This window comes from Mariprofundus micogutta, from assembly GCF_001895085.1.
GTDB lineage: Bacteria > Pseudomonadota > Zetaproteobacteria > Mariprofundales > Mariprofundaceae > Mariprofundus > Mariprofundus micogutta.
In genome coordinates this window covers 80086-105204 of record NZ_BDFD01000009.1, presented here as the reverse complement: position 1 = coordinate 105204, position 25119 = coordinate 80086, and the positions used below count along the sequence as shown (strand labels likewise).

12 protein-coding genes and 1 pseudogene are annotated in these 25119 nt (G+C 49.2%); 10 read left to right on the top strand and 3 right to left on the bottom strand.

Translation table 11 applies throughout. The features are described from left to right. Positions 1–139: 139 nt before the first annotated feature. Positions 140–1162, bottom strand: coding sequence for a site-specific integrase (locus MMIC_RS06600; RefSeq protein WP_072659670.1), 1023 nt, complete (start codon positions 1160–1162; stop codon positions 140–142). A 440-nt stretch (positions 1163–1602) separates the two neighbouring features. Between MMIC_RS06600 and MMIC_RS06595 the strand changes: the two genes are divergently transcribed. After that, positions 1603–3756 carry a dihydrolipoyl dehydrogenase family protein gene (locus MMIC_RS06595; protein ID WP_227819399.1) on the top strand — a complete coding sequence of 718 codons (2154 nt, stop codon included), beginning with the start codon at positions 1603–1605 and terminating at the stop codon, positions 3754–3756. Between the two features lies 1 nt (position 3757). Next, complete coding sequence (locus MMIC_RS06590) at positions 3758–4558, top strand: DUF547 domain-containing protein (RefSeq protein WP_072659669.1); 801 nt, start codon at positions 3758–3760, stop codon at positions 4556–4558. Positions 4559–4710: 152 nt separating this feature from the next. On the opposite strand, the pseudogene MMIC_RS12970 reads toward MMIC_RS06590, so the two are convergent. Next, positions 4711–4993: pseudogene (locus tag MMIC_RS12970) on the bottom strand (EamA family transporter); the annotation flags it as partial. 340 nt (positions 4994–5333) lie between these two features. Here MMIC_RS12970 and MMIC_RS12470 point away from each other — a divergent pair. Further along, positions 5334–7856 carry a PAS domain S-box protein gene (locus tag MMIC_RS12470; protein WP_143144893.1) on the top strand — a complete coding sequence of 841 codons (2523 nt, stop codon included), beginning with the start codon at positions 5334–5336 and terminating at the stop codon, positions 7854–7856. A gap of 38 nt (positions 7857–7894) precedes the next feature. Here MMIC_RS12470 and fusA read toward each other — a convergent pair whose 3' ends face one another. Beyond that, positions 7895–9904: an elongation factor G gene (gene fusA, locus MMIC_RS06565; protein WP_072659666.1), complete on the bottom strand. Its 2010-nt coding sequence runs from the start codon at positions 9902–9904 to the stop codon at positions 7895–7897. A 236-nt stretch (positions 9905–10140) separates the two neighbouring features. On the opposite strand from fusA, the gene MMIC_RS06560 reads away from it, so the two are divergent. The 7 genes from MMIC_RS06560 to MMIC_RS06530 all read left to right on the top strand — a co-directional run bounded on the left by MMIC_RS06560 (position 10141) and on the right by MMIC_RS06530 (position 24982). Next, positions 10141–11604: an FAD-linked oxidase C-terminal domain-containing protein gene (locus MMIC_RS06560; protein ID WP_072659665.1), complete on the top strand. Its 1464-nt coding sequence runs from the start codon at positions 10141–10143 to the stop codon at positions 11602–11604. Continuing rightward, complete coding sequence (gene glcE, locus MMIC_RS06555; protein WP_072659664.1) at positions 11605–12669, top strand: glycolate oxidase subunit GlcE; 1065 nt, start codon at positions 11605–11607, stop codon at positions 12667–12669. Then, on the top strand, positions 12669–13910 hold the full coding sequence (glcF, locus tag MMIC_RS06550; RefSeq protein ID WP_072659663.1) for a glycolate oxidase subunit GlcF: 1242 nt from the start codon (positions 12669–12671) through the stop codon (positions 13908–13910). Before glcE ends, glcF begins: the two co-directional genes overlap by 1 nt. 98 nt (positions 13911–14008) lie before the next feature. Further along, positions 14009–15187: a pyridoxal-phosphate-dependent aminotransferase family protein gene (locus MMIC_RS06545; RefSeq protein ID WP_072659662.1), complete on the top strand. Its 1179-nt coding sequence runs from the start codon at positions 14009–14011 to the stop codon at positions 15185–15187. A gap of 454 nt (positions 15188–15641) precedes the next feature. Then, entirely contained in the window at positions 15642–17258 is a 1617-nt protein-coding gene (locus tag MMIC_RS06540; RefSeq protein ID WP_072659661.1) for a PP2C family protein-serine/threonine phosphatase, read from the top strand. A gap of 3 nt (positions 17259–17261) precedes the next feature. Beyond that, positions 17262–18641: a class II fumarate hydratase gene (locus MMIC_RS06535; protein WP_072659660.1), complete on the top strand. Its 1380-nt coding sequence runs from the start codon at positions 17262–17264 to the stop codon at positions 18639–18641. A gap of 50 nt (positions 18642–18691) precedes the next feature. After that, on the top strand, positions 18692–24982 hold the full coding sequence (locus MMIC_RS06530) for a PAS domain S-box protein (protein ID WP_072659659.1): 6291 nt from the start codon (positions 18692–18694) through the stop codon (positions 24980–24982). The last annotated feature ends 137 nt before the right edge of the window (positions 24983–25119 follow it).

Sequence of the window (25119 nt, the reverse complement as noted above, 5' to 3'; positions counted from 1 at the left end):
AGGTTACGATAAAAACACCCAATTTAATTTGGAAGATGAAGTAATTCTCAGAAAGCCTTTTGCAATATCAGAAATGAGTCAGTTGATTCGGAATGTGCTAGATGAAATATAGCGCTTCTCTAAATTTTATTTAGTCAGATTATTTAAGCTTTTTGGCTAGATCTTTTCCTCTAGGGTGGTAATACCTTAAAATCATTTTTAGATCTTTGTGACCAGTTATTTTTGCTAGGTCCTGAGCAGGGTATATTTCGGCAAGGCGGCTAGTTGCTTCATGTCTTAAATCATGAAATGTAAGCCCTTCAATGGGGGCTGGCTCACCCTCAGCATCTTTAGCTTTTACGCAGACCTTAATGAATGCCTTTCTAGTGGCATAAGAAGTGGTGCCAAAAACTTTCCCCGAGATCGACTTAGGTAAGGACTTTAATACTTTGATTGCACGTGGTGAAAGAGGAACCTCTCGACTCTCTCCGTTTTTAGTGTCTGGCAAGAATACAACTCGATCCTTTAGGTCAATATTGTTCCACGTCAAATCAAGCATTTCTCCTTTCCTCATGGCTGTTTCGATGGCCAAGGTGACCAGAGGTTCCAACCAAGGGTTTCCCTGTCTTCTACAGCCTCTCAGAAGTTTCTCTTCTTCGCTTTCTTTACCATCAAAGCTTTCTTCAAGCCTTCTGTCTCGCGAATTTTTCACAATGGGTTTGCGGATCAACTCAACTGGGTTTGCTAGACTCTCCATTCCCCATTCTTTGCGGGCAATGTTGAAAAGGTGTGAAATAACAGCCAAGTATTTGACTACTGTACTGGGGGATTTCCCATCACGTAACATTTCATCGCGAACAGATGCAATATCAGACCCCCGAATGCTTGCCATATAGTAATGCGCGATAGGTAATCCTTTCAGAACACGTATGCGGCTCTCATCTTGTTTGTAGCCTTTTTTTCCTGGTACTATCTCTTTTAGATATCGTTCAAGGCATTCCAGTAGGGTGGTACTTTCAGCAGACGTGCGTGAAACGAATACACCACGGTCCATTTCAGAGAGGATCATCCGTTCCCAAGCTTCGGCTTCGTATTTTGTTTCGAAGGTCTTGGTTTGGGATGGCAAACCTTTTCTTCTTATCCTTGCTCGCCATTGATATGGACCTCGGTTTTCAACTGCCATTTTTAGGCTCCTAATTGGGGGTGTTTGCCCCAAATATGCCCCAATAAATTATATATAGTCAATAATATGTTACATATAAACAAATAGTCTCGGAATCATAATCCGTGTGTCCGGGGTTCGAGTCCCTGAAGCGCCACCAACAAGAAAGAGGGAGTGACTGAATGTCACTTCCTCTTTTGCGTTAGGGTGAAGAAATAATATTTAACTAAATGTCACTCTGCCTTTTTGTGTCAGGCTTGTATTTAACAGCAGTGACTGAATGCCCTGCATGAGAAAATGCCGGTTGCTTGCTCGGCCTTTTATTCAATAAATCTATGATTTGTGTAATATCAAATCCGAATCTCCGACTAGTTGGCTCAGGCATTATTGATGTGAGTGGCCAAGTTCATTTAAACCAGAGGAAAAATTGCATATGAGAACAGTATGAAAATGGAGATACAATGATTAAAAAAGTTCTGCTTATGCTAATTGTGCTGTCAGGGGTTCTCAGCTTCTTTGCCTTTGATCTGGATCAGTATCTGACGCTTGAAGCGCTTAAACAGAGTCAGGATGAATTTTCATCACTCCAGGCTGAATCCCCATGGTTGGTCGCAGCATCATTCTTTATGGTTTATATCATTGTGACAGCGTTATCGTTACCTGGCGCTGCGATTATGACACTGGCGGCAGGTGCATTTTTCGGCCTGGTGACCGGCACATTGCTGGTCTCTTTTGCCTCCACTATCGGAGCAACTCTGGCTTTTCTGGTGTCCCGTTTTCTGCTGCACGACAGTGTTCAACATCGTTTCGGGGATAAGCTGAAAGCCATTAACGATGGCATTGCCAGGGATGGCGCGTTTTATCTGTTTACCCTGCGCTTAGTGCCGGTGTTCCCGTTCTTTCTGATTAATCTGCTGATGGGGCTCACGCCTTTACGAGCAGGTACGTTTTATTGGGTCAGTCAGGCAGGCATGCTGGCTGGTACGCTGGTGTATGTGAATGCAGGTACACAACTGGCAAATATCGATAGTCTTTCCGGTATACTGTCACCCGGCCTGCTGTTCTCATTTGCGCTTTTGGGTATCTTTCCCATCCTGGCTAAAAAAGCTGCACAATATGTTCAGAAGCGCCGTGTTTATTCAGCCTGGAGCAAGCCAAAATCATACGATCGTAATCTGATAGTGATTGGTGGTGGCGCAGCCGGGCTGGTCAGTTCCTATATCGCAGCGGCTGTGAAAGCCAAAGTTACACTGGTGGAAGCCCATAAGATGGGTGGTGATTGCCTGAACTATGGTTGCGTACCGAGTAAGGCTATTATCAAGAGTGCCAAGCTTGCGCAGCAGTTGAGGCATGCTGACCGTTATGGTCTGGAGAAGAGCAGTCCTCGTTTCAGTTTCAGGGCAGTGATGAGACGTGTGCATGATGTGATTCGAGCAGTTGAACCCCATGATAGTGTGGAGCGTTATACCAAACTGGGTGTCGAAGTATTGCAGGGATATGCCAAAGTGGTTGATCCCTGGACTGTTGAAATCACGCTGCATGATGGAAGCATTCAGCGGCTGACAACGCGTAATATCATTATCGCTTCCGGAGCCAGACCTTTTGTTCCGCCACTGCCGGGTATTGAAGAGGTCGGTTATTTGACCAGTGATACCCTGTGGGAAGAGTTTGCCAAACTGGATGAACCACCTGAACGACTGGTTGTGCTTGGTGGTGGTCCGATTGGCTGTGAGCTGGCACAGAGTTTTGCTCGTCTGGGTTCACAGACGACCCAGGTTGAGATGGCTCCGCGTATTATGATTCGGGAAGATGAAGAAGTATCAGCGCTTGCTCAATCAGCCTTGGAAGAAGATGGCATCACTGTGTTGACCGGTCATAAGGCACTGCGTTGTGAGTTGGATGGCGTGCGAAAAACGCTGGTTGTGGAGTCGAATGGTGAAGAGAAACGGATTGAATTCGATGCACTTCTCTGTGCAGTCGGACGTGTAGCAAGATTGAGCGGTTATGGCCTGGAAGAGCTGGGCATACCGACCGAACGTACTGTCGTGACCAATGAGTATCTCGAAACATTATATCCCAATATTTTTGCCGCAGGTGATGTGGCAGGCCCTTATCAGTTTACGCATACGGCTGCGCATATGGCGTGGTATGCCTCTGTAAATGCCCTGTTTGGCAGCTTTAAACGTTTCAAGGTTGATTATTCAGTCGTACCCTGGGCTACGTTTATCGACCCTGAAGTCGCACGTGTCGGCCTGAATGAACAGGAGGCTAAAGAGAAGGGCATAGGCTATGAGGTGACTCGGTATGATCTGGATGATCTGGACAGAGCCATTGCCGATAGTGAAACCAGGGGTTTCATCAAGGTGTTGACCGTACCCGGCAAAGATAAAATTCTGGGTGTTACAATTGTGGGGGCGCATGCAGCAGAAATGTTGTCCGAGTATGTGCTGGCCATGAAACATGGTCTCGGGCTGAATAAAATTCTCGGCACCATTCATACCTATCCGACACTTTCAGAAGCCAATAAATATGCGGCGGGTGAGTGGAAACGAGCCCATGCGCCTGAGAAATTGCTGGCCTTGAGTGAGCGCTACCATACCTGGAAACGGGGTTAGCATGAGAAAGCTGCTGTTCTTATGTCTGTTGCTTGCAAGCTCAATCAACGTTCAGGCGGCCGCATTTAATCACAGCGACTGGGATGCTCTACTCAAGAAACATGTCATCACAGTTGGGCAGGGAGAGGTAACTCAGGTTGATTATGCCGGTATGGCCGCTGATCGATCTGATCTGAAGAACTATCTCTCCTCATTGTCAGCGACAGGTATGCAACAATTTGAATCATGGCCAGAACAAGCGCAACTGGCATTTTTGATCAATGCATACAATGCATGGACGATTGAACTGATATTAACGGCTTATCCGGATATTGAGTCGATCAAGGAACTCGGTTCACTGTTCCAGTCCCCATGGAAAAAAGAGTTTATTCCACTGCTGGGAGAGGTACGTTCGCTCGATGATATTGAGCATGGCTTTATTCGAGCAGAAGGTCGATATCAGAATCCATATATCCATTTCGCCGTGAACTGCGCCAGCATTGGCTGTCCAGCGCTATTGCCTGAAGCTTATAGTGCCAAGACCCTGGATAGGCAGCTGAAAGAAGCGACGGCCAATTTTCTGCGTGATAGAAGCCGCAACAGGCTGGAAGGCCAGACGCTGAAAATATCGAGCATCTTCAAATGGTATCGTCAGGATTTTGAACGTGGTTGGGAAGGTTTTCACTCACTAGAAGCTTTCTTTTCAGAGCACAGTGAGTCTCTTGATCTTTCAGCCGCAGATGTAAAACGCCTGCTTGCAGGTGATATCGAAGTGGAATACCTCGATTATGACTGGCGCTTGAATGGTAAAAGAAGTCGTTAGTGTTCTCTGAAAAGTTATATCTGTTTGGGGAAGCTGTGTTTCTTGCCGCAGATGAGGAGGGGAGCCTGGAGAGATGAAAGTCTGTTAGGCCTGTTCTTCTGATCTGAGACGATCAAAATAATTCTTTCCTGCAAGCACCTAAAAACTCCGCTCAGTATCATGGTCAGCTGCACTGAAGCGAATATAATAAGTGCGCCAGTGGCCATATCCAGGGAAACATAAGCAAAAGAAAATGCCGCTGCATAGGCAAATAACATCAGACTGGCTGACCAGCTTCCTGTTGATGCAGGCTGCTTATTGTTGCCGCTGATTCTTTAAGATCAGCAATAGAGCAATGGCACCTGTAAGTAAACGGATCACGGTGAAAACCGATGCATCAATCAGTTCTTCACCCGGCGCTAATCGGCACAACACGGAATTAGCAGCAAATGCCATTAATGCGATGCCTGCAAATATGAATGCACCATTCCGGTCGACCAGTGCAGAAGCTGGAGTCAGAGCAAACAGAGCCGGCCAAAGTGTGGTCAGGCTTAGAAAAATTATGCCCTGTTCATCATGCATATCCGGAAAAGTCATAAAACTCGCAGGGTTTCATTATCGCATGAGTTTCGTAATGGTGGGTTGGGCTGATGCAATAGAATGTAAATAATCCATTTTTTACTGCGGATATTTAGGCGTGCATGCATGGATTATCCTTGTTATAATGGATGGGATTTTACCGGATTGATGGATCAATGTCGGTTACGCTTTGACAAGGGCTGCAGAGGGGGGAGCGTTGCAGAGAGATAGCCTTCACTCATCGGAAGCTGTACATGTCCCGGATATAGATAGGCGGGATGATATAGGTCCAATCGCTTTGGAATTGAAGCGGAAAACACTCACGCGTGTCTGTGTGATGGTGGCTATCGCACTTGCTGTTTTTGCAGCGTTCAATGTTTATAGCGGTATCTACCTTCTGGCCGCGATTGAAATTGCTTTTTCATCTGTTGTGCTGTTGGTGACAGCAGCGGATAAGCGTTGGCATTTTCCACTCCAGCGTTTGACAGACCTGCTGGTGGTGCTGACCTTATCACTGTTCAGCTATCTGTTTATCTCCGGCGGTGTTGAGGGGACAGGTTTTTACTGGGCTTTTCTATTTCCGTTTGCAGCATTTTTCCTGAAAGGAATTCAGCAGGGGCTGATCTGGAGTATCCTGTTTTTCTGCATTAATGCGCTTGCCATACTGGTGATGCAGATATCGGGGGCGCAGCTGCCTTACAGTGGTGAGATTCTCCAGCGCTCATTATTGGTATATCTGCTGACTGCTTCGTTCGCATATTATTATGAGTCGCTGCATTTTAAGCGCCAGTTTGAAATGGGCATCGACAAAAACCGGTTTGAGCAGTTGATAGAAAATTCCTATGACCTGATTGTTATTGTCGATCCGATGGGGACAATGTTGTTTTTATCCCCTTCATTTGAGCGCATGACCGGTTTTACGCCCGGAGAACTGACAAACAGGAATGCCTTTGATTATATTCATCCTGATGATGCGAAAAAGGTAAAAAAGGCATTAGGCCGCCTGTTTTATAATCGTAAAGGGTCGGAGCAGGAAGAGTATCGTTTCCGCAATAAAGATGGCAGCTGGATTCATGTCGAGGCAATTGGCAGTCCGCTTATTGATGTTGACGGGGTTGTCTCGGTGATCGCTAATGTTCGCGATATCTCTGAGCGCAAGCAGGTTGAAGAGATAATTCGTGCAAAAGAGATCAGCCTGAATCACCACTTCGCTGAATTGGAAAGTATTTATTCTACGGCACCTATCGGTATGGGATTTATAGATACGGAGCTTCGTTTTAAACGTATCAATCCAGCGCTGGCAGGTATGGATGGTTTGTCAGTGGAAGAGCATCTGGGGCACACGGTTAAAGAAGCCATTCCCAAGCTTGCTCATCAGCTTGAACCGGTTTGTCAGAGTGTCATGGAGACTGGAACAGCCGCTGTTGCTCTTGAACTTCAGGCTGAGTCTGCAGCTTATCCGGGACAGTTGCGTAACTGGTTGGCTCATTTCTATCCTGTGATTGATAATGCCGGGGAGGTAATTGGCGCGAGCCTGTTTATACAGGATGTGACCGATCAGAACCGTCTGGAGGAGAAATATCATCAGGCCCAGAAGATGGAGGCGATCGGAACACTGATTGCCGGTATTGCACATGATTTCAATAACACGCTGGCTGCCATGCAGGGGAATCTTTATCTGGCCAGGCTGCATACGGATAAAAACTCTCCGTGTATGGAGAAGTTGCGTAGTGTGGAAAGTTTAGGCGATCATGCTGCAGAAATCGTGTCGCAGCTGCTGATCTTTGCCCGCAAGGGCATGGTGTCCCGATCTCCCATCTCTTTTTCCGCTTTGGTTAAAGATACGATGATGTTGGCGGGTAATATTGTTGGTGAGAATATCGAACATTCATGTCATGTCTGTCAGGAGGATTTGACCATCAACGGAGATGCTTCGCAGCTGCAACAGGTGATTGTTAATCTGCTTGGTAATGCCAGTGATGCGGTTGAAGCTGTGTCATCCCCCAGAATACACTGCAGTGTCGAGCCATTCACGGCAGATGATGCATTCAAACAAAGACATCCGGATGAAACAGACCGGGATTTTGCACACCTGATCGTCGAAGATAATGGCTGCGGTATTTTACAGAGTGTACAGGTACACATGTTTGAACCGTTCTTTACCACGAAAGAGGTAGGTAAGGGCTCTGGCCTCGGACTTGCCATGGTATATGGTGCTGTGAAGACCCATCAGGGCGTGATAGAGGTAGAGAGTTCACCCGACAGCGGTACCAGAGTGCATATCTACCTGCCACTGGAGGTCAAGCAAACTGCTGTATCACAGGTGGATGAAGCTGAGCAAAGTGAAGTCAAAGAAAAGCAGGCCACCATTCTTATCGTTGATGATAATGAGAAGATTTTATGGGCAACCGAGCAGGTTTTGCAGAAACTGGGATATAAGACGATTATTGCAGTCGACGGGCAACAGGCTCTTGGCCTGTTTGAGCAGAATCATGATGATATAGATCTGGTTATTTCTGATGTGGTCATGCCCAAGCTTGGCGGCGTGGAATCGGTGGAGATGATGCGGAAAATCAATCCGGAACTACCTGTTATTTTTATGACAGGTTATGACAAGGAAAAAACAGTAATTCCTCAAGCCATGTCGAAAAACAGCAGGTTTTTAACCAAGCCGTTCTCCTTTCCTCATCTGAATCAACTGGTGAACAGTATGATCCGTGGAACAGAGGAGCAGGACTAAGCCAGTTCAGAACAGTTCGCCGTATGATATGGCTGCTATTATGAATCCTGTGTGCGGCTTTGAAGTATGCGCTTCTGAATGGCTGCCGGAACAATGTCGTAGTGATCCAGTTCAATGATATAACTGCCTTCACCTGATGTGATGGATTTCAGTTGAGCCTGATAAGACTGAACTTCAGCCAGTGGCGCCTGAGCCTCAATAGTGGCGTTGTTACCATTGATATTGGTAGCAAATATCTGGGCACGGCGTGAATTGAGATCTCCCATGATATCACCGATATGATCCTGTGGTGTGGTGATCTCCATTTTCACAATCGGTTCGAGCAGGACCGGTCTGCAGGCTTGAAAAGCCAGTTTAAAAGCCTTTTGTCCGGCAACCTGAAAGGCAATGTCTTTGGAGTCGACAGAGTGGGTTTTTCCATCGCTCAGTGTTACGCGTACATCGGTGGCAGGGAACCCGGCCAGTACACCTTCGGCCATGGCGGCCTGAATACCCTTATCAACCGATGTGCGGAAAACGGCATCGATGACACCGCCATGAATTTTATCGACAAACTCATAACCTTTGCCACGTGCCAGCGGCTCCATATCGATCACCACACGTCCGAACTGACCTGCACCACCGGACTGTTTTTTGTGCGTGTATTCTATACCGCTTACCTTGCCGGTAATGGTTTCCATATAAGGCACCTGAGGCACTGAGGTTTCGACATTAACTTTATAGCGGCGTTTCAGTTTGTTCAGGATCAGCTGCAGATGCATATCAGACATGCCGCTGATAATCAGGTCGTGGGTCTGGCTGTCAGCCTGCACATGGAAAGTGGAGTCATCGGTTGCAAACTCATGCAGTGCTGTGCCGAGCTTTTGTCCGTCTTTATTGGTTTTAGGGCGTATTGCCATCGAAACCATCGGTTTGGGAAAATTCATCTCATCGATAGTGATGTCGGTATTATCATCGGTTATGACATCACAGGCATGCATATCATCAATTCTGGGCATGGCGACCAGATCTCCGGCTGTTGCCTTGCTGATATCATGCTGGATTTTGCCGACTACGCGGAAGATGTGGCCGATTTTTTCATGTTTTCCAGAGCGACGGTTGAGGAAAGTATCATGCGTAGAAATAGAGCCAGAGAGGATGCGGACATAGGATATGCGGCCGGCGAACTCGTCAGATTCGGTGCGATATACATAAGCAGCAAAACCATCCAGATCGGTGACTGAAACAGGTTCACCATCCCGGTAGACAATGCGTTCAATCTCTTCGGGTGCAGCGGTGAGGCTGCAGAGCAGGTCGAGTAAATCAACCGTACCAGTTACATTTTCAGCGGCTGTTGGCATCACCGGAAAAAGCGAGCCATGCAGAAGGGCGTCTTTCAGCGCTGCAAGCAGTTGTTGCTCACTGATCTCTTCTCCCTCCAGATATGCTTCCATCAAATCATCATCTGTTTCAACAATGGCCTCGACAATTTTTTCATAAGTGGCAGCGCCCTCGGCAACGGCATCTCTGTCATGTAGAACTGAATGCACGGATGTAAAAGAAGAGCCGCTTGCATTAGGCAGATACAGCGGGATACAGCGATTACCGAACTCGGCCTGAATGGTTTCCAGTGCTTGCCAGAAATCAGCGTTGTCTGCATCAAGCTTGGTCATGGCAATAAAGCGGGGAATGCCGCGCTGAGAAGCCAGTCGCCACATGCGTCTGGTATTCATCTTGATGCCATCTGTCACATCTATACAGATCAGGGCCGCTTCCACGGCATGCAAGGCTGTCATGGCATCTGCAATGGCATCGGGTGAACCCGGCACATCAAGGCAGTTGAATAGCAAGCCTTTGTAGGAAAAGTTAATGGTGGAGCAGTACAGTGATTTCTCCAGCTCTTTTTCATCCGGGTCGAAATCGCTGATGGTGTTGTGATCATCAATATGCCCCATGCGCCGGGTTGAGCCGGTAACATGTAACATCGATTCGAGTAGCGTCGTTTCTCCGGCTCCTTCGTGATCGAGCAGTGCAATGTTTCTGATGTGGGAAGTGAAAACCTGATCCAAGTGAGCCTCCAGCTTTACGGTAAGCAAATCGAATAAGAGCTGTTTATGTGCAGCAGTTGAAAGTGAATGGATTGTACTTACCGCTTATCCATTCGGTGACGTAAAATGGTATAGAAAACAGATGCAATCGTCCATGTTGATTTTAAGGTTTTCTGACTGATTCACAGATGCTTCAGAATATCCTTTGTTTCCTTGAGGTAGACGTAAGGAAATCAATTCTTCATGCTTTCTATCCCATGCAGAGGGCGCAAAAAGACAGACTGATTCAGCGGCTTATCGATGTACTTCCGCAAACTTCCATTCTTGCCAGTCAGGAAGAACTGAAGCCATACGAATGTGATGGTTTGTCGGTATACCGGCAGGTTCCGGCTCTGGTGGTATTGCCCGAAACTGTGGCTCAGGCACAGGCTGTGCTGCAACTCTGCCATGCAGAAAAAGTCGAAGTGGTTGCCCGTGGAGCGGGTACAGGTCTGTCCGGTGGAGCCATGCCTCTTGAGAATGCAGTCGTACTGTCACTGGCGAAATTCAATCATATTCTGAATATCAACAAAGCAGGACGCACGGCCGTGGTGGAGCCGGGTGTACGCAACCTGGCTATTTCCGAGGCAGTGAGTCATCTGGGGCTCTATTATGCACCTGATCCATCATCTCAAATTGCTTGTACCATTGGCGGCAATGTGGCTGAAAATTCAGGTGGCGTACATTGTCTGAAATACGGTTTGACGGTGCACAATGTTCTGGGTCTGAAAATACTGACCATGCAAGGTGATCTGATTGAGCTTGGCGGTGAGTCTCTGGATACAGCAGGTTTCGACCTGCTGGCTCTGATGCATGGCTCTGAAGGGCTGCTGGGTGTGATTGTCGAGGTTACTGTTAAATTGTTACCCAGGCCCGAGTTGGCTCAGGTGGTGATGGCGGCCTTTGATGATGTGGAAAAAGCAGGGCAGGCGGTCGGCGATATTATTGCTGCAGGTATTGTGCCTGCCGGTCTGGAGATGATGGACAGGCTGGCCATTCAGGCTGCTGAGGCTTTTGCACATGCCGGTTATCCAACTGATGCCGAAGCTATTCTGCTGTGCGAAATTGATGGCACCAGTGAAAGTGTGAGTGATTTTATTACTGCTGTGGAAGAGGTGCTCAAGCATGCCGGTGCAACCGAGATGAAAACCTCTGCGAGTGAGAGCGAGCGTTTGCAGCTGTGGGCCGGGCGCAAGGCCGCATTCCCGGCGGTGGGGCGACTGGCTCCTGATTATTACTGTATGGACGGCACCATTCCCAAATCGGCTTTGCCGACAGTGCTTCGCCAGATTGCACTGTGGTCAGAGGAGTATGGTTTACCGGTTGCCAATGTGTTTCATGCCGGAGACGGCAATATGCATCCGCTGATTCTTTACGATGCGAACAAACCGGGAGAGCTGCAACGAACCGAAGACTTTGGTGCCAGAATACTTGAATTATGCGTGCAGTCCGGCGGCAGTATTACCGGTGAACACGGGGTGGGTGTCGAGAAGCTGGATTCCATGTGCGTGCAGTTCGGTGCAAAGGAGTTGCAGCAGTTTTTTGCCGTCAAGGATGCTTTTGATTCCGAGCGGTTGCTCAATCCGGGCAAGGCTGTGCCGACACTGCATCGCTGTGCTGAACTGGGGCGCATGCATGTGCATAACGGGGCTTTGCCGCATCCGGAACTGGAGCGTTTCTAGATGCAGGAAGCAATACTCAGACAGCAGATTGAACATGCCTGCATGGCTGGAACGGCATTGAATATTGTCGGTGGTAACAGCAAAGCCTGGTATGGCCGCGAGATTACAGGTGAAACGCTGAATGTCGGGGAATATACCGGCATCACATCCTATCAGCCGACGGAGCTGGTGATCACTGCCAAAGCAGGAACGAAACTGTCTGATATCACTTCAGCACTGGATGAACACAAACAGCGATTGCCGTTTGATCCCCCCTGTTTTGGCGAGACTGCAACGCTGGGTGGCACGGTGGCTTGTGGGTTCTCAGGCCCGAGAAGGCCGTATGCCGGTTCCTGCCGCGATTTTGTGCTCGGCTGCAGGATGATCAATGGTAAAGGAGAGGTCGGCTCTTTTGGCGGAGAGGTGATGAAAAATGTTGCCGGTTTCGATATCTCACGTTTGATGACTGGAAGCCTGGGTACGCTCGGGCTGATGTTGGAAATATCGTTGAAGGTGCTGCCACACAGACAGTCAGAGCAGACCGTTATGCTGGAAGGCGATTTTTCTGATGCCATTCATGCCATGAATCACTGGGCCGGAAGTACGCTGCCGGTCACGGCAATGGCGGCGGATGGCTCCCAGATCTATTTTCGCATCTGTGGTACAGCATCCTCGGTAGAAAAATCGGTTAAACAGATTGGTGGACATCTGTATGATGACGGACTGCAGCTATGGAAAGATATCCGGGAACATCAGCTACCGTTTTTTGATGATGAACGCCCCCTGTGGCGGATTTCCGTGCCATCGGATGCCCCGTTTCAGATAATGGAGGATATGCATGAGCATGACTGGTTTATCGGCTGGGGTGGGGCGCAGCGCTGGCTGAAGTCCGAGCTGCCTGCCGAACTGATCTTTGCGGCTGCAAAACATGCCGGAGGACACGCAACGCTGTTTCGTGGTGGAGATCGGGCTGGTGAGCGTTTTTCACCGCTGAGTGAAGGAGAGATGCGCTTGCATAAATCATTGAAACAGGCGTTTGATCCTGAAGGCATCCTCAACCCCGGCCGCATGTATAGAGATCTGTAATGCAGACAAAGATTTCCAGCCAACTACTGACAACGGATGCGGGTAAGGAAGCTGACCGCATCCTGCGCTCCTGTGTACATTGCGGATTTTGTACCGCGACATGTCCGACCTATCAATTGATGGGCGATGAACTGGATGGGCCGCGAGGTCGTATTTACCAGATCAAGGAGATGCTGGAAGGCGCTGAAGTGTCTGAAAAGACACTGGGTCATCTGGATCGATGCCTATCCTGTCGGGGCTGTGAAACGACCTGTCCGTCGGGTGTTGAATACGGGCATCTGGTGGATATCGGACGTGAAGTGGCTGAAACCAGAATTAAGCGGCCGATGCGCACGCGTATGATGCGTAAGCTGCTGGCTTCTGTATTGCCCGATCGTTTGCGTTTTTCACGCCTGCTCAAGACAGCAGCCCTGTTCAGACCATTGTTGCCAGCGCGTTTCAGGGAAGTGTTACCCGGGATTTCCGGTTCATCACTGGACTGGCCTGAGCATAATCATGTGCGGCGCGTGTTGCTGATTGAAGGTTGCGTGCAACCGGTGCTTGCAGCCAATATTGACAGGGCTGCAGCGCATGTGCTGGATCAACTGTCCATATCAACGCTTAGAAGTGGCGTGGCGCAGTGCTGTGGAGCTGTGGAGCATCATCTGAACGAGACTGAAGCAGCCTTGAATCGTATACGGAGCAATATTGATCACTGGTGGCCACTGCTGGAGCAGGGCGTTGAAGCGATTGTTTCCACTGCCAGTGCCTGCTCGCTGGAGTTGAAAGAGTATGGCTATCTGCTTCGGCATGATTCTCTTTATGCTGAAAAAGCAAAACGGATTTCAGCACTGGCTCGCGATATTTCCGAAGTGGTTGCTGGGGAGGATCTCTCTGCAATTGAGGCGGGTGAAATTCGGAATGTGGCATTTCATCCATCCTGTACACTGCAACATGGGCAGAAGCTGAATGGTGTTGTTGAGGCCATCCTCAGGCAGGTGGGATATGATCTCAAAGTGGTGAAAGATGCGCATATATGTTGCGGTGCTGCAGGTACGTATGCAGTCATGCAGCCTGAAATTGGTCTGGAATTGCGCCACAACAAGCTGACTGCGCTACAGACGGATCAACCGCAATTGATTGCAACGGCAAATATTGGTTGTTTGAAACATCTGGACTCCGCCAGTGAGGTGCCGGTTGTGCATTGGATTGAACTGTTGGCCGGTTCACATGTAAAGGCCAGACAGACAAATCCGCAATAACTATGAGGGTGAATAAGAGACTGTTTTTTTCTAGTTTGCTTCACCAGAGTTTGACCTGAGTTAATAATTCAGGAAGTTTGATTTTTGAGAGGTAACAGATGACACAATCATTTTATCCACCACAGCGAACATTGATGGGGCCGGGTCCATCTGATGTGAATCCGCGTGTCTCACAGGCCATGTCCAGACCAACCATCGGTCATCTTGATCCGATGTTTGTAGCCATGATGGATGAAATGAAAGCGATGCTGCAGTACGCATTGCAGACCAGGAATGAACTGACAATTCCTGTTTCGGCACCGGGTTCTGCCGGCATGGAAACCTGTTTTGTAAACCTTGTTGAACCGGGCGATACCGTGATTGTTTGCCAGAACGGTGTGTTCGGTGGCCGCATGAAAGAGAATGTGGAACGGTGCGGTGCTACAGCTGTGATGGTGATGGATGATTGGGGCAGGGCAGTTGATGCCAATAAACTTGAAGATGCGCTGAAGGCGCACCCGCAGGCAAAGGTGGTTGCTTTTGTACATGCTGAAACTTCGACGGGTGCATCATCGGATGTGAAAACGCTGGTGGAACTGGCACACAGATACGACTGTCTGACTATTGTTGATGCTGTGACTTCACTCGGTGGTACTGAATTGCGTGTGGATGAGTGGGGCGTGGATGCTATTTATTCAGGTACCCAGAAATGTCTCTCCTGTGTGCCGGGTCTGTCTCCTGTTTCATTCAGTGAGGCAGCGATTGCAGCCATTAAGGGGCGCACGCATCCAGTGCAGAGCTGGTTCCTCGATTTGAACCTTGTTATGGGATATTGGGGTGCAGGTGCGAAACGTGCTTATCATCATACCGCACCGGTCAATACCCTGTATGCCCTGCATGAGTCACTGGTTATTCTTGAAGAAGAGGGGCTGGAAAATTCATGGGCTCGTCATCGTACACATCACAATGCGCTGAAAGCCGGTCTTGAAGCGCTGGGGCTCGCATTCGTTGTACCGGAAGCCGAACGCTTGCCGCAACTCAATGCAGTGACTATCCCTGAGGGTGTGGACGATGCTGCTGTGCGTACTGCGTTGCTGGGTGACTACAATCTGGAAATCGGTGCAGGCCTTGGTCCTATGGCAGGTAAAGTGTGGCGTATCGGTCTGATGGGTTACGCGGCACGCAAGGATAATGTTCTCAACTGTCTGGCAGCACTCGATGAAGTATTGGGCAGGATGGATGCCCCGGTGAATCACGGTACTGCAGTTGCAGCTGCTCTGGCAGCGTATTCCGATTGATGGCTGGGAAACAGTTTTAGTAATTACGAATTGAATGCGCTTTCTGGCTTGATATTGAAATAGGGGTTTGTTCATTCTTTGTTCGTACAAACAACGAACCAAGAAAAACGCCCCGGAGATCAGCCTGTCTTTCGGATACCCGATCCTGCATGTCCAAAACCGGTCACGGCTCCGCCGCTTTATTCCGGTTTTGGACATTTGTCTCGGCAGCCTGCTAACGGGGGATCAATTGTTTTAGCCCGAGCTTCGCGATGAACTTTAAAGAAAGGAGGGTGCTATGCTTTAGCAGAGTAGTATCCTGACTATATAAGAACCCACCATAAGCTGAATCAAAAGGCTTTCTTCAGCCATATTGACCGATCATACGCAATGAGCCTGAGTCTATTCGACTGCTTTACTCAAAAACTGCAACGCAACAGGTGATATCATCCAATCAAGTGGATATATTGTCGTAATGAGTTCCTCGGATAGAAATTTCCTGTCATATGTTATTTACCTCTGGCCTCTGGTGTTTATCTTCGGGCTGGGCCAAAGCGTGATGCGGATCAATGGCAATGCTGCTGAACTGGGTATATCAGCAGTGGTAACAATCGTTGATATGATTGTGTTTCTCAGCCTGTTTTGCGGTACCGCATGGTGGGTGTTTCAACCGCTGAGAAGCAGTCTTGGTAAAAGCGGGGAGCCTGAAAAACATCGCCGTATTATTGAAAACGTACTCATGGACTTTCCCTGGCGTGCACTGAGAGCTTATACCATTGCAGGTTGGGGCTTTGCCTTTTATCTGATTATGATGATCAGTTCAGTTGCCCTGATGGGCGAGCATCCGTTCACCTGGCGCATGTTTGTTTCACTGGCGCTGAACTTCTGTTTCGGTGCGGGTATGCTTGCGCCCTCTTTAGCCGTGGCCAGTTCTATTATTTACAGTGGCCGATTACGATTAAAGCTTTCTCAGAAGGGGCTCTTTGTTTCTCTTCTGAGTGACGAACATTCTGATCGCCATATCACCTCATCGTCACATCGCCCCTGGCTGGTGTTTATGGTGACGGGCCTGTTTCCAACTCTGATTCTGGGTCTGTATGTTTATCTGGCACTTGGTGGCAATGACATGGAAGAGCACTTTATTCTTTCGCAATCACTGGTGCTGCTGACGATGAGTATTTCGGCCAGTATCATACTGGTCTGGACGATCAGCCATACCCTGAAGCAGGTGACCGATACACTGGAAACTGGACTTAGGCATCTGGCCAGCGGTCAGTTTAAAGGGCGAGTGCCGGTATTGCTGGATGATGATTTTGGTGAACTGGCTCGCGGTCTGAATACGGCACTTGCCGGTCTGCAGGAAAGGGAAGATTTGAAAGATTCCCTGGCCATTGCTGCTGAAATTCAGCAGGGCCTGTTACCCAAACATGCACCGGTGATTCCATTCTACAAATTGCAGGGTTTCCAGCAGACCTGCTATTCAGTGGGTGGTGACTATTATGACTATATCGAACTCGAAGATGGCCGTGTCTGGCTGATGATTGCCGATGTGTCGGGCAAGGGATATCCGGCAGCTCTCACCATGGCCAATCTGCAGGCTATGCTCAGAGGTTTGGCGACAGTGGACTGGCCGATTGAAACGGCGGCTAATTATCTCAACGAATCATTTTGTGATTCGCTGGCAGCAGGCCGATTTGTCACCATGTTTATGGCCAAGTTGCAGCCTCAATCGCATTCGCTGGTCTGGATGAATGCAGGTCACGTGCCGCCGTTGCTGGCAACAAAGGATGGGATCAAGGCACTTGAAGCTTCTGCACCACCGCTGGGGCTGGTCAAATCTGTGAGTTATGAAGTGGTGAGGACCGAACTGCATCCGGGAGATACCTTACTGGCTTATACCGATGGAGCTACTGAAACGTCGGGTCGTGTCGGTAAAGAGATGTATGGTGAAAAACGCTTGCGTGCGTGGTTGCTTGAGCACCTTGAAACACCTGTAGAAGCTTTGCCTGAACTGCTGCTGGAAGAGCTGAACGATTTTGGCCGCAATGAAGAAGATGATGATTTAACACTGTTGTGTATGAGACGGGAGTAAGAAATGACAAAAACACGTATTGAAAAGGATTCGATGGGTGAGATGCAGGTGCCGGAAACAGCGATGTACGGCGCTTCAACCGCCCGTGCTGTGGATAATTTCCCGGTTTCTGATCTGCGTTTTTCGCGTGAATTCATTCGTGCACTCGGAGAAATTAAACTGGCTGCAGCTACCAGCAACCTCGCGCTGGGGAAATTGGCTGAAGCGCAGGCCGATTTGATCCGGCAGGCTGCTGCTGAAGTGATAGCCGGTGACTGGGATGATCAGTTCGTCGTGGATATTTTTCAGACCGGTTCCGGTACATCCACCAATATGAATGCCAATGAGGTGATTGCCCATCGCTGTGCCCAGATCAGCAGCAGCACCTATGTGCATCCCAACGATCATGTGAATATGGGACAATCATCCAATGATGTGATTCCGACAGCCATTCATCTGGCTTCTGCCGACCTGTTGGTGCATACGTTGTTGCCGGCACTGAATTATTTGCATCAGGCTCTGTTGGTGAAAGCCGATGAGACTATGGATGCGGTCAAAATTGGACGTACACATCTGATGGATGCCACACCGATCACGATTGGACAGGAAATATCCGGCTGGGCGCGTCAGGTTGAACTGGCTATCAAACGTCTGGAGACAGCGCTGCCGAGAATCACCGAACTGGCACAGGGTGGTACGGCAGTGGGTACCGGCCTGAATACACACCCTGAGTTCGGTTCCAGCTGTGCTGCTGAACTGTCGAAAGCTTACGGCATTGAATTTCGTGAGGCAGACAATCATTTTGAAGCCCAGGCGGCCCAGGATGCTGCCGTGGAGCTATCCGGCCAGCTGAAAACAGTGGCTGTATCACTGGTGAAAATTGCCAATGATGTACGTCTGCTGAATGCCGGGCCGCGTTGTGGTCTTGGTGAAATTACCGTGCCCTCCGTGCAGCCGGGTTCCTCGATTATGCCGGGTAAGGTGAATCCGGTGATTGCCGAATCGATGGCACAGGTTTGTGCACAGGTGATAGGCAATGATGCCGCGATTACCTTTGGTGGTGCCTCCGGACTGTTGGATCTGAATGTGATGCTACCCATGATGGCCCACAACTTGCTCGAATCCGAAAGATTACTGGCCAGTGCATCGCGCATGTTCACCGACAAATGCATCAATGGTTTGGTGGCGAACAGGGAACGTTGTGCTGAACAGATTGAATGGAGCATGAGTATGGTCACGTCATTGGCACCTGTGATTGGATATGATCGGGCATCACAGATAGCCAAGCAGGCAGTGAGTGAGGGTAAAACGGTTCGTCAAATATGTCTGGATGAATCGGTGATGGATGAAGATGAACTTGACCGGTTACTTGATCCAACATCCATGCTCAAGCCACATGCCTGATAGAACAGATGTTTTTTTGAGAAAGGACTTTTCAATACAAGGGTGAATCAATGACACTTAAGGTAGCAGATATTCTGACGCGAAATCTTGTTACGGTTTCTCCCGAGACCATGCTGGATGAAGCTACCAGGCTGATGTCAGATAACAGGATCAGTTGTTTGATCGCTGTTTCTGAAAAGAAACCAGTCGGTATTTTGACAGAATCTGATCTGGTTCATGTTTGTCGTTTGGGTGTTGATACAGCGGCATCGCCGGTCTCTGATTTCATGGCCAATCCGGTTATTTCTACTCTCACTAATATGAATGTTTTTGAAGTGTATGATCTTTTCCTTGAGAAAAACATGCGTCATCTGGTGGTGGTGAATCAGGATGAAGAGTTAGATGGGCTTGTTACCCTGTCAGATATTCTCAAAGCAACTGAATTTGATGATTTTCTTCATGCCAAACAGGTTCGTGACGTTATGAGAGCCCCGATTGTATGTGTATCTGTTGATCAGTCAGTACAAGCTGCACTTGAAAAAATGGATGCTATTCATATCAGCTGCGTGGTTGTGACCGAAAAAGAGAAAGCTGTCGGAATATTTACTGAAAGAGATGCGGCCAGACTGCTTGCAGCCAAACAGCATGCCAAACAGCTTAATATTGCAGAGGTGATGACATCTCCATTGCTGACCCTGAAACCGGAAGATCCTTTAATTCTTGCTTCGACAACCATGCGGGAATTGGGTACCAGACGCCTCGTAATCGTGGATAGCTCTGACCAACCAGTTGGCATCGTGACTCAGTTTGATGTCGTTCGAGGCCTTGAAGGGGTCAGTATCCGGCATTTTAAAGATTTATATACTAAGTCTGAACAAAAGCTCGAAGAAAATAACAAGCTTCTGGAAGAAAAGTCAGAATTAGAACGAATTGTTGCTGCCTCTCCTGGCGTGTTATATCGCTGTGTTTGGGATAACACTCAAGCACGGAGTGAATTCAAACCTACCTATTTCAGTTCTCAAATCAGAAGCATGCTGGGTTATGAACCTTCAGACTTTTTGCGCCCGGATTGGTGGGAAGAATATGTACATCCAGATGATCAGGCCTCAGTGCAGAAATGTTTGCACAGCATCATTATTTCTGGCGAACAGAATTTGACTTATCGGGTGAAGACGAAAACCAACGACTACATCTGGGTTCTCGATCACGCGCGCGTGAGCAAAGATGCTGATGGCAAGCCTGTGGAGATGGTGGGTTCATGGCTGGATATTTCTGAACGTAGGCAGGCAGAAGAGGAAGTAAGCAAAAGCGAAGAAAAATATCGCCGTATGATTGAATCATCCAATGACGCTATTTTCGTAGCAGAAATAGAAACCGGCATTCTGATTGATGCCAACGAGCAAGCTGAGGAAATGCTCGGCTTGCCGCGCGAGAAAATTATCGGCATGCATCAGGCCGAATTGCATCCGCCGGAAGAGGCGGAACGTTACAGACAAATCTTTGCTGATCATATCCATGATGACCGGGCATTCATTCCCGATCTGCTGGTTCGCCGGGCCGACGGCACCGATGTACCGGTCGATATCAGTTCCAATATTGTCGATGTGGGTGGCCGAATTGTTATTCAGGGCGTGTTCCGCAATATCACCGAGCGCAAGCGGGCAGATCTGGCAGTTGCGGAGAGTGAAGCGAAATACCGTAGCCTGTTTGACGATGCGGAGGATTTGATTCATATCACCGATGCAGAAGGTGTAATCGTTGATGTGAACAGGGCCGAACTGGATTGTCTGGGTTACAGTCAGGGTGAAATGCTCGGGAAATCCGTACTGGATTTTGTTGCGCCTGATTATCGTGATAGCTGTATCCATGCGGTTGGAACTGTCCTGCATGGTGAGCCGTTCAGCAATTATGAAACTGTTTTTCTGACCAAAGAGGGTGAGCCTGTCTGGCTGGAGATTTCAGCCGTGCCTCAGTTTGATGCAGAGGGCAATGTGTCAGGGGCCCGGGCAATCATGCGCGACATCACGGGTCGTAAACAGGCAGAGAAAGTCTTACATGATAGTGAAAGCCGCCTTGTTGCTTCGCAGGTCATTTCGCACACCGGTACATGGGATTGGAACCCAGTCACGGGTGATCTGATCTGGTCGGATGAGACTTATCGAATCCACGGCTACGAACCCGGACAGGTTGAGCCTAGCTACGAGCTGTTTTTGAAACATGTGCATCCCGATGACCGGGATATGCTCGCTTCCGCAGTGGAAACGGCACTGAACGAGAATCAGCCTTACAGCCTTGATTGCCGCCTGCAAACCGTGGATGGCAAAGAGATGGTCTGTCATGCGCAGGGCGAGGTCGAGTTCGATACCGATGGTCAGCCGCTGCGTATGCTCGGTGTATTTCAGGATATCACCGAGCGAAAACAGGCCGAGAGTGAAACCAAAGAGAGCCGACAAAGGCTTGAGAACGTACTTGCTGCCGTTCCCGAATCGATCTTTATGAAAGACATGGAAGGCCGTTACGTTTTCTGCAACGACATGGTCGAGCAGGTGTTCGGCAAATCGCAGGATGAGATTATCGGTCACACCGATTTCGATCTGGTCAGCAAACAACAGGCGGAAGCGTTCCGGGAAAACGACCGGTTGGCGATGGAGGCTGATAAACCACGCATCAACGAAGAGACCGTTGTGTTCGGGTCGGATGGTCATGAGGAACTGTTGCAGACCATCAAAATCGCTATTCGTGATGAGGCGGGTGAGGTGATCGGCATGCTCGGCGTCGGGCGCAACATCACCGATACCCGGAAGGCGGAGCAGGCCTACCGCAATGAGGCGAGGCGCAACGAGCTGATTCTTCAAACCTCGATGGATGGCTTTATTCTGGCTGATGTTCAGGGGCAACTGGTTGATGTGAATCCGGCCTATTGCGACATGGTGGGTTACAGTCGCGATGAACTGCTTGGCATGAATATCGTACAGATGGAGGCGTGGCTGACGCCTGAACAGGTGGGCGAGAAGATCGGACGGATGATGCAGGATGGCTCTGCCCGTTTTGAATCGCAGCATCGTCATAAAGACGGCCATGTGATTGATCTGGATGTATCGATCTTTGTGATGCAGCAGGAGGGGCAGAAGCCACTGGTTTCGGCATTCGTGCGTGACATCAGTGACAGAAAGATGGCTGCTGAAATGCTGACGGCGAGCGAGCTGAAATTCCGCAGCCTGTTCGAAGAGTCGCGCGATATGATGCATATTGTCGGACGGGACGGATGTGTCATCGATGTGAACCGGGCCGAGTTGGAAACGCTCGGATATACGCGTGAGGAGATGATTGGCAAGCCCTTGAAAGCGCTGGTCTGTCCGGAATATCACGACATCACCATGCCGAAATTCGCCGAGTTGATGCAAGGCAAACCAATACCGATCTATGAATCGGCTATGCATGCTAAAGATGGCACCTGTATTCATGTCGAGGTGACTGCGACGCCACAGTTCGATAACGATGGCAACGTGGTTGCTTCCCGCGCTATTATCCGCGATATCCGGTCGCGAAAACAGAAAGAGGCGCTGCTGGCCCGGCGCGAGCGCCAGCTGGCCGTACTGGCCGAAGCAGGCTCCGAGATCAATGAGCAACTGGAAGTGGTCGAGATCGGTCGCAGGCTCGTAGAGCTGGCATGTCGGCTGGTGGATTGCGAGTCGGGAGCTGTCGGATTCTACCGCGATGAAAAGATCTGCTTCCGTGAATATCTGAAGCAGGGTAAGCGCATGGAGATCGAACTCGATTTTCCGGGTGGCTACGGCGTGCCGGGCCATGTGCTGGAGACGAGGGCTCCGTATATTTCCGCAGATGCGCCGAATAATGCGCATGTGATTCCCGAGATTCAGCAGAGCCTCGGTTTCATGAAACTGATCGATGTGCCGATTCTGAATGCACAGGGAGAACTGCTCGGCTGTTTCGAGATGCACGATCGCAACGACGGTGCCGATTTCGACGAGCAGGATCTGGAAATGTTGCAGTCGCTCGCAGGTATAGTAGGGGCAGCCCTGATCAATGCCAGACAGCAAACAGAGATTAAACAGGAAGCAGTTCGCATGAAGCTGATTCTGGATGCGGAATTTGATGCCATCGTCGTGCAGCAGAATGAAAAAGTAGTATTCAGTAATAAAAATGCTCAAACGCTGTTTGGCTACGACTCATTGGAAGAAACAATTGGAGAGAATGCCATGCTGGCCTTCCTGCCGGAGCAGCGCAGTTTTGCATCCCGGGTTGTCAGGCGTTCCATTCGAAGAAATGAACCTACCGGGCGAATTGAAATGATGGGCGTCAGTCGAGCCAGGTCCGAACCATTTCCGATGGAGATTGCCAGTGTACCGATTGAATGGGCAGGCAAGCCTGCAGTGGTTTCGGTTGTTCGTGACATCACTGAACGTAAGACAGCCCAGAAACAGATAGAATCAGAACGCGCTGCCATGCGTGCGATTCTGAATAACTTACCTTTCCTGGCCTGGCTCAAAGATGAAGAGGGCCGTTTCCTTGCTGTAAATGATTTGTTTGTTAAAGCGTGTGGGGCAGCCGATGCAGCATCGCTTGCTGATAAAACTGATCTGGATTTATGGCCGGAGGAGCTGGCGATTGCCTATCGGCTTGATGATCAGGATGTGATGGATAGCGGCAAAGCTAAACAGGTAGAAGAACAGGTAGAGGTGGAAGGTGACAAGCGCTGGTTTGAAACGTTCAAATCACCGGTGTTTGATGCTGAAGGTAAGGTGGTCGGCACCGCGGGTATGGCGCGTGATATCACAGAAAAAATAAACAGCGAAGCTCAAATGCGCCTGCTGGAAAGCGCTGTCGGTTCGGTGAATGAGAGCATTATCATTACCGACGCAGAAGGCGTGATTGAATATGTGAATCCGGGCTTTACCCGGAATACCGGCTTTACGTTTGAAGATGCGATTGGTAACACGCCTGCCATGCTTAATAGTAAACAGCAGAAAAAAGGTTTTTATGAGCAGTTCTGGCAAACGATTAAATCAGGACAAGCCTGGTCAGGGCGAATATTGGACCGAAAAAAAGATGGTACGATTTTTCCCGTTCATCTGTCTGTAGCTCCGATAGTCAATACGCACGGTCAAATTAGCCATTTCGTGGCTGTTCATGAAGATCTTACTGAAGCTGAAGCCATGCAGAAGAAAATGATGCAGTCACAGAAGATGGAAGCAGTAGCGACCATGGTGGGTGGTGTGGCACACGATTTCAATAATTTACTGGCCAGTATCGTTGGCAACCTCTATCTGATGCGTAATCAGCATAAAGATAATGAAAAAACGGTCTCCCGCATCCGGGGCATGGAGTCTGCCGTTCAGCATGGTGCTCAACTCATTCAACAGATGCTTACCTTTGCCCGTAAAGACAGAACAGATATGCAGGGCATGGATCTGAAGGTTTTTGCCAAAGAATCATTTAAAATGGCTCAGGCAGGGATTCCGGAAAATATCAAATTCCGGCTTGATTATGCTGCTGAAAATGAGCTGTGGGTGAAGGGTGATGCAACACAGCTGCAACAGGTATTGCTCAATCTGGTCGCCAATGCGCGCCATGCGGTTCGCCATGCAGAGCAGCCCGAAATCAGCATGGATCTTTACAAGGTGCCGTCTGGAAGTGCAATTATAGCTGAACACTCTGAATTGAGCAGCGAAAATGGATGGTGTTGCCTGACATGTACGGACAATGGAGAAGGTATTCAAGCCAAACATTTGCAACGGGTGTTTGAGCCGTTTTTTACCACCAAAGCGGTTGGTGAAGGCACAGGCCTTGGCCTGGCTATGGTGTATGGGGCGGTGCAAAATCATCGCGGCATTATCGATGTGCAATCTGCACCCGGCGAAGGTACCTGTATCTCGATTTACCTGCCCTTGTATAAGGCCGCTCCAGTGCAGATCGATGAGGATGATGAGTCTGAAGTGGATGGCAGCGGTATCTGTATCCTGATTGTGGATGATGAAGAGAACTTGCGTCAGGTGTTGGCGGATGTGCTCAGGCACAATGCCTTCAGAATTTTGCAGGCTTGCGATGGAGAACAGGCGATTGAAATGTTTGTCGAGCGTCGGGATGAAATCGATCTGATTTTGATGGATGTGGTGATGCCGGTCAAAGGTGGCGTGGTCGCTGCAGGTGAAATCAGGGAAATCGATGCCAACATACCTATCATTTTCCAGACCGGATACGGTGAACAGACCCAGCTTGAGGCGGCTGCGAGTATTAATAACTCCGCATCGTTGCAGAAACCTGTACTGATTCCGCAACTGATGCAGTTGATTCTCGAACAGGTTGAAGGCGGGCGCAGGAAAAACGGCAAGCGGGACTGATTATTCATTTGTTTGTTGCCAATTTGATTCACGGCTCCTGCCGTTCACCTGTCGGCGGCTTTGCCGTCCAATCCGGCTTTCCTGCCGGATTGTGACAGCCCATCCGTGGGCTGTATGGAATCTGCTGAATTAATCAG

Coding starts and splice junctions, on each gene's coding strand:
- MMIC_RS06530 (WP_072659659.1), top strand. CDS start 18,692: ATGACACTTAAGGTAGCAGATATTCTGACGCGAAATCTTGTTACGGTT.
- MMIC_RS06600 (WP_072659670.1), bottom strand. CDS start 1,162: ATGGCAGTTGAAAACCGAGGTCCATATCAATGGCGAGCAAGGATAAGA.
- MMIC_RS06545 (WP_072659662.1), top strand. CDS start 14,009: ATGACACAATCATTTTATCCACCACAGCGAACATTGATGGGGCCGGGT.
- MMIC_RS06540 (WP_072659661.1), top strand. CDS start 15,642: ATGAGTTCCTCGGATAGAAATTTCCTGTCATATGTTATTTACCTCTGG.
- MMIC_RS06595 (WP_227819399.1), top strand. CDS start 1,603: ATGATTAAAAAAGTTCTGCTTATGCTAATTGTGCTGTCAGGGGTTCTC.
- glcE (WP_072659664.1), top strand. CDS start 11,605: ATGCAGGAAGCAATACTCAGACAGCAGATTGAACATGCCTGCATGGCT.
- glcF (WP_072659663.1), top strand. CDS start 12,669: ATGCAGACAAAGATTTCCAGCCAACTACTGACAACGGATGCGGGTAAG.
- MMIC_RS06590 (WP_072659669.1), top strand. CDS start 3,758: ATGAGAAAGCTGCTGTTCTTATGTCTGTTGCTTGCAAGCTCAATCAAC.
- MMIC_RS06560 (WP_072659665.1), top strand. CDS start 10,141: ATGCAGAGGGCGCAAAAAGACAGACTGATTCAGCGGCTTATCGATGTA.
- MMIC_RS06535 (WP_072659660.1), top strand. CDS start 17,262: ATGACAAAAACACGTATTGAAAAGGATTCGATGGGTGAGATGCAGGTG.